Source organism: Sphingobacterium sp. 2149 (genome assembly GCF_031455655.1).
Classification (GTDB): domain Bacteria; phylum Bacteroidota; class Bacteroidia; order Sphingobacteriales; family Sphingobacteriaceae; genus Sphingobacterium.
The window spans coordinates 28683-40949 of the sequence record NZ_JAVDTD010000002.1 but is presented as its reverse complement, the minus strand read 5'-3'; the positions used below and the strand labels follow the sequence as shown (position 1 = coordinate 40949).

The window sequence follows — 12267 nt, the reverse complement described above, 5'->3', positions numbered from 1 at the left end:
GGAAATATTGTCTTCCAACTAGAAGACAATATTTCCTTTATAGATCAGCGATTTCACTGGCGATATTCTTGAAACTGCTTCTGCGGAACAGCTGGCTTCGAGTAAGGCAATATCTGCACTATCTCCGACTTTGGGCCATTGCATATTGCCTTTGTCGTCCAAAGGAGTGGGGCCAGCAGTGGCAAGCTTGAGCATGCGAGATAAGCCAAATTCAGTTGTTTGGCCATAAACCTGAGCTGCAAGATTGGCTTTTTGTAAGACACTACCCGTACCAAATGTGTTCCAATGGTCTACAATACTGTCATTTCCCGTCATCACTTCAACGTTGTTCTCTAGTAAGGTTGGGATTGGCATAATTAATCCACCGAATGGAATTGTAGAAATAATGCCAATTTGTGCGTCGCCTAGTTTTACTGCCATTTCTTGTTGTTTGGATTTTTCCAATCGACCCAATACAAAACAATGGCTGATGTAGGTCTTACCTTTAAGAACTGGATTCTCGTTCACTTTGTTAATTAAGTATTCTACGGTTTTCAAGCCTGATTCACCCGATTCGTGCAAATGAATGTCAATTCCCTTGTTATGATCTAATGCCAGCTGAACCGTAAAATCCATTGTTTTTTCAATAGCTCCATCAATGGAAAATGGATCGACTCCACCGATAAAATCAATATTGGTTTTGGCGGCTTCCTTAAGGTAGCGAACCGAGTCAGTATAGTATACACCGTGCTGCGGAAAAGCAACCAGTTCAGCCCCGAATCCATCTTTCTTGTTTTCCAGTGCCAGTTGTAGCTTACTTAAAGCGTCTAGTTTGGATGTCGGTTCGATATTAACATGACTGCGTGCGAAAGTAGTACCGTTACCTTGTAATAGTTCGATCAGCTTTTCTGCTTTATAGGTTGCATTTTTTAATAGTTCGGGCAGAATTTTCTCTTCGAGGGCAATCATGCCTTTTACACCTCCGGTCCTTTGCCTTACTGCCTGCCACTTGTCACCATAATAGGTTTTGTCCAAATGGATGTGCATATCGCGGAAAGAGGGTAGCATCAAAAGCCCTTTTGCGTCGATAGCATGGAAAGCATTAATATTGGAACTTATAGCCTTGATCTTTCCGTTTGCAATCTGAATAGAAAATAGGCCTGTCGTTGTTGAAATCACATGGCCATCAGTATCGTACTCAAAGCCCGTTTCTAGCAACACATTTTTTAATGTATAGTTTTTTTGAATTGCGGAGTCGCTCAATAGGTTTTGGTTCACCATTTTATGGCGGTTTTCTGCAAATAACATTGCTGGTATAAGTGTAGAACCCGCAAGTGCTAACGTAGAGTTTCTAATAAATTCCTTGCGGGTAAAGGCCATTGATTTCATAAGCGCATAGTTGTCTAAAAAAAAGCATCTGGTATTGTAGGTTACAAATTTATAGGACTGTCGTGCTATTTTTGCTGGGAGATATCTGCCATTTCTTGTGTAATTTATCTATTTTTCATTTTCCTCTTAACAAACTTATTGTCTCCCCAGCTTGACGATTGTCTCTAAAGTCACTGGGACTGGTACCTATCTGCAGTTTAAAGAAATTTGAAAAATAAGCTTGATCTGCGAAACCCAACTCAAAGGCAATTTCTTTGATGGAGCGTTCGGAGCTTTGTAAAAGCCGTTTTGCTTCAATGTTTATTCGTTGGTGGATAAGCTGTGTAGCAGATATTTTTAAATGCTTTTTACATAGAATATTAAGATAATTAGGTGAAATATTAAGTTTTTCGGCATAAAATGCCACCATTTTCTGTTCCCTGAAGAATTCGTCAATTAGCATATTAAACTTAGCAAGTCGCGGAACAGATTGATAAACCTTGAATTCGGTGAACGCAGACTCTGCCTCTCGACTTACAATCGCGGCAATGACGCCCGCTCGGGCACTAATTAAAGGAATAAGTGAGTTTTCTCTTTTCAATTCTTGTTTGACGGATTCAAATTCATAAAGTAATTGTGCAAAGGAATCTGCAGTGAGATCAATGACAGGATGGTTTTGATAATTGGTAAAAGAAAAGCGAAAAAAAGGTGCAAAATGTTCAAACAGAGGGCGCTCAATCATGAGTTGGTAAGCTATAGTATCGGCATAGATATGCCACTTGTGCATTTGGCCTGGAAAGAGAATATGGACCTGATGATCTTTTATCCTATAATCGATAGAATCGATGGTATGTACGCCAGAAGCTTTATGGAACAGATTAATGATAAAAAAATCATGCTTATGGGGTTTTTCGATAAGCCGTTCGCCATGGAGTTCGTTAAATAGGAGTTCTTCCCGTCCTGCTGTCTGTTCTTTTCGGAAACCATCCAGACCAATAACTGGCACCCAAATTTTTGAATTTCGCTTTTCCATAGAATATCTTATCAAATCTAAAATACAAAATACCGTCGAGTATTTGGGAATACGTGGTATTATTGCGTTTTCTTTCAATTGAGGATAGCGTTATTAGAAGGAGTGTTAGTTAAAATCGGGAGAATATCGGCTAAAATAAACCTATATATAATGAGCTTTTGTGATTAATTTTAAAAAGTCAGGGAGACATCAATGAAGAGTGTCCGTCATGTAGCTAAGCACACTCAATTGGGCCGGGCAATACGTAAACCGAAGATTATGAATACACGAAATAGATAATATTATGAAAAGATATAAATTACACGTCGCAATACTTTTTACGATTTTTATCAAAACGATAGATGTCGCGGTAGCGCAAGGTGGAGATCAGATATTGGATGGAATTGGTGAGACAGGAATGGTGGCCCGTTATGTCTTTGATGAGGATTTAAAAGATTGGTCAAGAAATGGTCTGCATGGTAAATTTCAAGGAGAGAAAGCATTATTTGTAGCTGATAAGCAATTTAAAAAGGTATTGTCTCTAGCCGGGGGAAAAGATGATTTTGTCGTATTACCGTCGCAAGTACTCTCGGATTTGGAGTCTATTAGTATAACAGGCTGGTTGTACTTGAGGGCAGCGCAGCCTGAACAATATCTTTTTGACTTCGGACAAGATCTTGCGAGGCATTTTGCAGTAACACCGACAGGAACAGCGCAAAAAGCTGGATATTTGGGTGTTATTTCCCAAAAGAAGACTGAAGTAAAAAGTGCAGCGTCTCCTTCGGTTCCGTTGAACAAATGGGTGCATCTGGCCATTGTGGTCGATGTTACTACAGGGTCTTTACAAACGTATTTGGACGGAAGGCCCGTTGGAGAAGTCAAAAATATTCCGCAAGAACTGAGCGCAGTTTTTGGACAGCCGGGAAGCAAAAAGAAATTACAGATTGGAAAGCCCCTATTAGGCGGCAATTCGAGTTTAAATGCTTTGCTCCATGATTTCAGGGTCTATCGGGTGCCACTTAGTCGAGCCCAGATTGCCACGGTATATGGCAATGCATTGAAAGGCGTACACGAAGATACAAGCACCAAAGGCAAGCCCGAGGATGATTTACCTAGATTTCCGATGAATAAAGCAGAATTGTATAATGCTTATTTAATTGGAGTCGCAGATGTCAGCGTAGAAACGGAGGTTGGGGAATTGCCACGATTGCCTAATTATGTCGTCGGTACTTATAAAGATGGTATGGTAGGGCCGAAAGTACGGGTGCTATGGCCGTCTCCAACAGATAATAGCACAGTTTTACAGCAGACAGCCTACACGATAACTGGACGTATCCCCGGAACGGATCTTCAACCAAAAGCAATTGTTAGTGTCAAGGGAAAGATAAAGTCTAACATCCCTAACTTAAAATTGGAACCCTTCCATTTGGATCAGGTGACTCTTAATGTAGACGAAGGACATCATCACACCAAGTTTATTGAAAACCGTGATAAGTTTATGGATACATTGGCTACATCAGATCCCAATTCTTTTCTTTATATGTTTCGTCACGCTTTTGGACAAAAGCAACCAAAGGGTGCAAGGCCTCTGGATGTATGGGATAGCCAGGATATCAAATTACGAGGTCATGCAACTGGACATTACCTAACAGCAATTGCGCAAGCTTACGCCAGTACAGGGTATGACAAAGCCCTTCAAGTAAAATTTTTGGGTAAAATGGATACGATGATCAATGAACTTTACGCTTTGTCAAAATTGTCGGGTGTACCGAAGCAATCGGGGCAGGCATATGTCGCTGATCCAGCGGCAGTGCCTATTGGTCCTGGTAAATCAGCGTATGACTCTGATTTGAGTGATGAAGGAATTCGTACAGATTATTGGAACTGGGGGCTGGGATTTATTAGCGCCTATCCTCCCGACCAGTTTATAATGCTTGAACATGGGGCCAAATATGGGGGGCAGAAGAACCAGGTTTGGGCACCTTATTACACCCTGCACAAGATCCTGGCCGGTCTGATGGATGTTTATGAAGTAAGCGGAAATAAAAAAGCATTGGAAATCGCACAAGGCATGGGCAACTGGGTGTATACGCGTTTAAACAATATCCCGACCGAAACATTAATCAACATGTGGAATACCTATATCGCAGGTGAGTTTGGAGGGATGAACGAAGTGATGGCAAGGTTGTATCGTGTTACGGGGGAACAAAAATATTTAAAAACCGCCCGTTTATTTGATAACATTGATCTGTTTTACGGTAATGCAGCACATACACATGGACTGGCAAAAAATGTGGATACTTTTAGAGGATTGCATGCCAATCAGCATATCCCACAAATTGTAGGCAGCATGGAGCTATACCGTGTATCAAATGACCCTCAATACTATAAGGTAGCCGACAATTTTTGGTATAAAGTCACCAGCGATTATATGTATAGCATTGGTGGTGTGGCGGGGGCGAGGAATCCGGCCAATGCCGAATGTTTCATCAGTCAACCTGCAACATTATATCAAAACGGATTTTCTGCAGGGGGCCAAAATGAAACCTGTGCAACCTATAATATGCTGAAATTGACGAGTGATTTGTTTATGTTCGATCAGCGTGCAGAGCTGATGGATTACTATGAACGTGGACTATATAATCACATCTTAGCTTCCGTTGCGGAGAATAGTCCAGCAAATACCTATCATGTTCCTTTGCGTCCTGGTTCAATCAAACAATTTGGAAATGCAGATATGCACGGGTTCACCTGTTGTAATGGGACGGCTATAGAGAGCAGTACCAAATTGCAGAATACGATTTATTTTAGAAGTAAAGATGATCAATCATTGTATGTTAATTTATATATCCCTTCTACTTTGCAATGGAAAGAGCGGGGAATCAGGATTGAACAACAGACAAATTTTCCAAAAGCAGATCATACATCGTTGACCATACGCGGTAATGGCAAATTCGATCTTCATGTTCGGGTACCAAGTTGGGCGACAAAGGGATTTTTCGTTACTATAAATGGAGTTGACCAAAAAATTGCCGCCGATCCTGGAACGTATCTTAGCATAAACCGTAACTGGAAAGATGGTGATGTGGTTAAGCTAAAAATGCCCTTCGATTTCCATCTCGACCCGGTTATGGATCAGCCGAATATCGCAAGCCTATTTTATGGCCCCGTTCTCTTGGCGGCTCAGGAACGTACCGCAAGAAAAGATTGGCGTAAAGTAACTTTCGACGCAAAGGATATTGGTAAATCTATTAAAGGAAACCCAGAAACATTGGAATTTTATATAGACGATGTGCTTTATAAACCGTTTTATGATACCTATGGGCGTCATTCGGTTTACTTGGATGTGAGTTTAAAGTAACGGTAAAAAGGTACACCTTGTCATTTCGCAAGTTGACAAGGTGCGTTTTTATGTTATTAATCTTCCCCTGCCTCTGCATGCAGTTCGAAAGATAGCTTAACGAGGTCTTGACCTGCAAACTTGGCTTCATAATTAGACAAGTTCCAGTCTGTGCGTGTAATGGTTGCTTTGGTGGAAGCATCTTTTAATTTCCTTAATACAAAGAGCACTTGCTTTTCGCCAGCATTGACGATACCGGCGGTAAAGTAGGTGATTATTCCGGTTGTTTCTGTAGCATCACTAATTGTTGTTCCATCGGCATATTTTGTTTCACGCGTCTGAAATATCGCACCATTTTCACCAGTGGTGTTGGGATTTAAAATAAATGATCCGCCTAATAGGAATGCTTTGTAGTAATCTGCAGTAGCCTTATTGAGGATGTACTGATTTTGAATCTCCTGCGCTGATAAATCGTATTGTTTAAATTCAATCTTATAAATTTTGGATGGATGCAGGTGCGCATGACCACCGGATAGGGCTTGACCTTTTTCGTTGAAGTTGATGGTCATAGGTTCTGCATTGCTCTTGTCAGCTAGATCGTGAAAATGGTTTCCATGCGCTGTCCCAGTTACTTCTGTGAAGACAAGTTTAAAGCTCGGTTTTACATCGGCGGCCGTAATCGTTAATGCTGATTCTGCTGTAGTAGCATTTCCGGCTTTGTCGGTGACAGTAAGATGAAAATGATAAGCCCCAGCAGGAGCACCGGCAGGAACATCAATGTGTTCATGGAAGGTAACATTTTTTACGCCGATATATTTACCGTTAGTAAAGGCTTTTGTGAACTTATAAGAGCCACCACCTTCTTGATGAACCTCAATGTCGATTTTAGCAATCAGTCCTTCGGCGACAATTTCACCTTCTAGGTGCAGATCTGAACCTGCTTGCACGGTTTTAGTGTTTCCACTCCCGATTTCGAGTGCGCCTATCTGAGGTTTTGCAAGTGCTGAAATTTCCTCGTTATCTTTCTTACAGGACGATAGTAAGCCTAAAAGAACAGTACTTAACAGGAAGAGGAAGCGAATGTTTCTAGTTTTCATGTAAAATGGATTTAATTAATTTGAGTTGATAAATAAGTATGGTATTATTCGAGTATACGGATGCTAATTCCCTTTTGACTGCTCCATCCTGTGAGGTCGGTCACCTGGATCATAAAATGATAATTGCCCGGATCGATATCAGCAGGGACATCAATTTGTAACTCGGCATTATATCGCTGTGGCTGCGCGGGAATATTAACTGTTTTAACCAAAACAAAAGGCTTTACGGGCTTTTTGATAGCCTCTATTATACACTCTCCGATTTCGGTACTGTGTGAATGATGGTCAAAGTTATGGTGTATATTGATGCTATAACTTCCTAACGCCACATTGTCGGATAGTGTGCTGCTAAAAGTAAAACTGGTGCCTCGCTTAATTGTGCTACATTGTTTTGGGAAAGCATTTTCGGTATCGATGGCAATGGTCGGTTTTTCGGTATCGATGTTTTCCTTATTTTTCCTACAGGCCACAGTCATGGCAAATATGACTGTAATGATTGTGTACTTTTTAATTGTTTTCATGTATGAATAGTTATTGTTCTATCTTCCTCAATTATCTGTTGTGGTGTACTTTCCGTAATCGGCTATTGACTGACGTTGGTTCATTGCGGAGAAAGATTGTAGTTGTTGATAATCTTAAGAGCGAGGCTTTTTCCCGAATGGTATTCCGATGGACAGCATAAAATTTCGCCCTTGTTCTGGTAATGCTATCAGACGATAAAAGCTGGTATGATCCATATATTTTTTATCAAAAAGATTTTGAATCTGCAGGCGTAGTTGGATGTCAGAACCCGAAAGATTCAGCTGCGTTCCTGTCCGAAAGTTAAACACCTGATATGCAGCTGTGATCTCCTCTGGAGGAACAATGTGATGCTGAGCTGCCGTCCATTTACAATCAAGGGAAAAGTAAGTATCTTTAAAACGCTTGCTATTTTTTGCTGTCCAGCTGATGTCTATCAAAGCGGAAGGCGCAGGAGAAAAGGGAAGTGTATAGCCTTTCTTTGCTCCCGATAGCTGTTCCGAACGGATGTATTCAGCCAATAATTCTAATTTCCATTGTTTCAGCGGCCGGTAGCTAAGTTTGAATTCTGCACCATGACGACGTACCCGACTCTCCGTATATTCAAAAATTTGATTGCCAGCCCCGTAGTATTGATCGTAGCTTGAGGTCGGATTGAGGTAGATATAATTCGCAAAGTAATTAAAAAATGGTGTGAAGGCAACATTGGCCTTTTTCCCACTCCATGTTAATGATAAATCCATCTGATAGGACTGTTCGGGCGACAATGAGCGATTGCCTTTTTCATAACTGAAGTAATGATAATTGACTCCATTGGCAGCGAGTTCCTGCGCAATTGGAGCCCTAAAACTCTTGCCTATATTGATTTTTGTCTCCAAAGAACCAAATTGACGAGCCGCCCCAAAAGACCAGACCAAGCTATTGAAACTTCGGCGGAGTGCCGATGCCCTAACAATCCTTGTGGTCATGTTGCCTTCCTGCTGCGAATCGAACCAATCTTGATAGGATGACGTATGAATATGGCTATAATCGTACCGCAATGCACCAAACAAGGTGGTATAATCGGCCACTACAAATTGATCATAAACGAATAGACCCATTGCTTTTTGCGTAAAGGATGGAATCAGGAAACCCCAACCGTCAATTTGATTGTCCTGATATTCTCCGTTTAAGCCAATCGTTAGCCGATGCGCCGCCAAATCAAATTGATCTTTAACAGTAATATTATAGATCTGTTTGTCATATAATCTTTCCAAACTAGCGGGGATAGTCATATCTTTTGGATAGACGGGGGGCATATAGCCATGTGCCGTGTAATTATTGAATTCTTGACGATAGTTCTTTTGATACCCCAAGTCAACCCAAAGTTTATGCTTGTTTAGGTCGATAAAGTTGCGGTTAATCAGCTTCAAATGATTCACAGTCTGTTTTGGAAAACCAATGTCCCGGCTCGATCTGTCATAGAAAGCTGTATCTACACCCCGAGGTTCCAAGCCGTGCGCATTCGCAAAGAAGCCGAACTTAGTATGGTAATTACTCAGATACAACATGGAGGAAAAACGATCTGATATGTAGCCTCCGCGTAGTTGAACATGTGTTTCTCTTCCGGCTGTATTGCGTACATGGCGATCTTTTAGACGTACCGCATAATTATAAACATAAACAGTGTCTGTAGGGACGCGATAATCTCCATAGTCTAAATGTGTAAAGCCTCCGCCGAAGACCCAATTCCCCTTTCGGCCTTGTGCTTGAAGCGATCCGCCAAAGGTAGCGTTGTTTGATTTGGTCAATAAGTTAAAGTGCCCCCTAAAACCTGTGTCCTGTAGTTCCGATGGTGGCAATAGTCGGATGACGCCACCAATGGCGTCTGAGCCATACAAAAATGAGCTGGAGCCTTTAATTACCTCGGCACTTCCTACGCTGAATTGATCGATTTCCAATCCATGATCCAATCCCCACTGTTGTCCTTCATGTTTAATTCCGTTTTCTACCGTAGCGACACGATTGAATCCGAGTCCTCGAATCTGAGGTTTGGACTGATTGGCACCTATGCCTATGGCATTGACACCAGAAAGTCGGCTTAATGTCTGCATTAAGCTTCCTGCTTGATATTTTTGTATAGAGTCGGCATTGAGCATCTGGATCGCTAGTATCCCTTCCGCTGCCCGATGGTAACGTCGCCGGCCAACTTTAACTTCTTCAAGCTCGATGCTTTTTTCCTGCCCGTAAGATGGGAGGCACATGTGGTGTGCGACTACAAGTGAAAAAATGATGTACCTATTCATCGGGTTGGATTTATTTGTTGCAATTAAGTTGCAACAAATATAGGTAAAAAGATTTTAAAAGCAATTAAGTTGCGTTGTTGTTTTGTGTTATTCTCGTCGTTCCCTCTACAGTGGCAAAGTTTTTGTTACTTTTTAGCGCCTTCAGGGCACAAAAAAGCTTATTTTACCACATACTACAACGATTATATATGAAGTTAAGTGAAGAATATTTCAGTAAAGTTGCTGCATTGCAATCCGCTGAACCTCAATTGACAATTGATCTGTCGAAACCCATTACACCTGATATATGGCTTGATGCTCTCATTCATTTTGAGTATAATATGCAGCAGCCCAGTGCAACCACTCTTTACGATGCATTGTTTGAAAAAGGAACTGATTTTGCTGCAAATGTCTATTTAAACGATGAGGATTATACTTTTTTTATCGATAAAATCAGGGCAATATTGGAACGCTATGCCACTATAAATCCGCAAGCATGGGTCGAGTTGGGGCTACAACATGTTTTATGTCGCCGGCATGCTGTAGAAAAGGAAAAAGCGTCGTTGTATTTAAATAGAGGTATGGAGGCTGGGGTTAAATGGGCGAGACCTCTTTATTTATATTATAATTATTTAGGTGTGTTGGCTGATATTGACCGGGAAACCGCCAAAGCTGAACTTGAATCGCTTGCTTTGGGAGGCGATCTTTATGCAACCGCGTATATTGCCCATATCGATGTATGGACCGATAAATTTGAAGAAGTCTTTGATCGAATTCAGGTGCTTAGACACGCTCAGGAGAAAAAACTATTACGCCATTATTATGAAGCGTTACAATTTTACTACGCTCGTAAAGACAATAAAGCCAAACGCCTGGAGATCCTGGAAGAGGGTATCGCCTTGACCGATTCCCGATACTGCAGGTTTGTTCTGAATGATATAAAACGCGCAGATGCAACTTCTTCCGTTGAACTGGAACGTCTTATACCAGAATATCACGAATTATTTGAATATGGAATGATGGACGCTGCAGTGCAGATAGCGCTCATCAAACTTCAGGGATTAAGTAACACTAATCAGGTAAAGGAGGATTTCGAGCAGCCACTATGGTATTTGCAGAAAGCATACGACTACAATAATATTTATGCAGGCTATCGTCTAGCTTGTCTTTACCTCTATAATGACACACTTCAGGATATCGAAAGGGGCCTATCTTTATTGCAGCTACTCGACCAGCGAGATGATTATGTCGAAGCGCAGGTTGAACTTGCGGAAATACTGTTAGAAGGAAGATTTCTGCCGAGAGATGAAAAATCTGCCTTCCAGAAATTTAGTGCACTGGCACAAAAAAATATTGCCTATGCAAAGTTGCGCATGGGCAATATGATAGAATCTGGCTATGATGGAATAGATCCCGATTACAAGGTAGCTTTTGCCTATTATCAAGATGCCGCAAAAGATAAACTCCCGCAGGCTCTATATCAGGTCGGCAGGTACTTGAAATATGGCATTCATGGCGAAGAACCTGATTTGGCAGCTGCAATCCCTTACTTCGAAGAAGCGGCCGCTTCTAATAATGTTACAGCACTAACGGAAATGGGATTAGCGTCCGAATTGAAGGCCGAACCAGACTACAAATTGGCTTTTGATTATTTTTCACGTGCAGCTGATCTGGGTTACCCATATGCTTATTATCTGAAGGGAATTTATTTAGAAAATGACTATCACCAGACAGGCGCTCCTCAGCCAGCAGCTGCTTTTGCCGCCTTTGAAGCAGGTGCTAGCATGCAGGATTTAAATAGTATATATGAACTAGCTCGATGTTACCGTGGTGGCATAGGTACGGAAATAAATCTAGATCGGATGATCGATTTATACCAAAAGGCTGCCGAGCGAAACCATGTGCAGGCGTTGACTGATCTTGCCCTTTGTTATGAATATGGTTATGGGCTGAGTAAAGATGCTTTTAAAGCACAAGAATATATTAAAAAGGCGGCTGATTTAGGTTTTCCGTATGCAATCTACGTGATGGGAAGATACTATTTGACCGGCCTTGTGAAACAGGATGTGCCCCTTGGTCTTCAATTGCTGGAAGAGGCTGCACAAAAAAATGTAGGTGAAGCATTGTTGCTGCTAGGCGACTATTTTTTCTTCGACTATGATCAGCGTGAAGAATATGATAAAGGCTTTGATTACTATACGCATGCTGAGAAGCTTGGATATTTGACAGATGGACTGGGTATGTGTTATGAGTTTGGTATCGGAATAGAAGCACAGCCAGCAAAAGCATTTGAGTATTATAAACAGGCCGCAGAACGAGGAAATCAGGAAGCGATCTATCGACTGGGTCGCTGTTTGTATTTCGGAATAGGTGCCGAGATCGATAAAACAGCTGCTTATAGCCAATTTATTGAAGTAGCACAACAAGGAAATGTTTATGCCTGTTATTTTGTTGGCTTACAACTGCTGGACGGAGAAGGTGTACCGACAGACCTTCATGACGGTATTGAATGGCTGATGAAAGCTGCCGATGCTGACCATGCTGATGCGCAATATAAACTGGCCAACTGCTACCTCATGGGAGATGGCGTGGAAGAAAATGAAACGCTTGCCTTGGAGTGGTTTGAACGAGCGGCAGATAATGGACATGAAGAAGCTATTCGATTGACAAAGAAAACGAGAAAGTAAC

The 12267-nt window shown here is 41.5% G+C and carries 7 protein-coding genes; 2 read left to right on the top strand and 5 right to left on the bottom strand.

What is annotated here, in order from left to right:
• Positions 1 to 18 precede the first annotated feature (18 nt).
• Both J2X77_RS02505 and J2X77_RS02500 read right to left on the bottom strand, forming a co-directional pair.
• On the bottom strand, positions 19 to 1368 hold the full coding sequence (locus J2X77_RS02505) for an amidohydrolase (protein ID WP_310078834.1): 1350 nt from the start codon (positions 1366 to 1368) through the stop codon (positions 19 to 21).
• 115 nt (positions 1369 to 1483) lie between these two features.
• Positions 1484 to 2380: an AraC family transcriptional regulator gene (locus J2X77_RS02500; RefSeq protein ID WP_293938573.1), complete on the bottom strand. Its 897-nt coding sequence runs from the start codon at positions 2378 to 2380 to the stop codon at positions 1484 to 1486.
• Between the two features lie 283 nt (positions 2381 to 2663).
• On the opposite strand from J2X77_RS02500, the gene J2X77_RS02495 reads away from it, so the two are divergent.
• Positions 2664 to 5720: a beta-L-arabinofuranosidase domain-containing protein gene (locus J2X77_RS02495; RefSeq protein ID WP_209579421.1), complete on the top strand. Its 3057-nt coding sequence runs from the start codon at positions 2664 to 2666 to the stop codon at positions 5718 to 5720.
• Between the two features lie 56 nt (positions 5721 to 5776).
• Here J2X77_RS02495 and J2X77_RS02490 read toward each other — a convergent pair whose 3' ends face one another.
• The 3 genes from J2X77_RS02490 to J2X77_RS02480 form a co-directional block, all read right to left on the bottom strand.
• Positions 5777 to 6796, bottom strand: a complete 1020-nt coding sequence (locus J2X77_RS02490) for a DUF4625 domain-containing protein (RefSeq protein ID WP_209579422.1) — start codon at positions 6794 to 6796, stop codon at positions 5777 to 5779.
• A 44-nt stretch (positions 6797 to 6840) separates the two neighbouring features.
• A complete protein-coding gene (locus tag J2X77_RS02485; protein WP_310078830.1) occupies positions 6841 to 7317 on the bottom strand; it encodes a DUF4625 domain-containing protein in 477 nt (158 codons plus the stop codon).
• 114 nt (positions 7318 to 7431) lie between these two features.
• Entirely contained in the window at positions 7432 to 9600 is a 2169-nt protein-coding gene (locus J2X77_RS02480; protein WP_293938569.1) for a TonB-dependent receptor, read from the bottom strand.
• A gap of 188 nt (positions 9601 to 9788) precedes the next feature.
• Between J2X77_RS02480 and J2X77_RS02475 the strand changes: the two genes are divergently transcribed.
• Positions 9789 to 12266 (top strand): tetratricopeptide repeat protein, encoded by a 2478-nt coding sequence (locus tag J2X77_RS02475; protein WP_293938567.1) that lies wholly within the window; start codon positions 9789 to 9791, stop codon positions 12264 to 12266.
• Position 12267 lies beyond the last annotated feature (1 nt).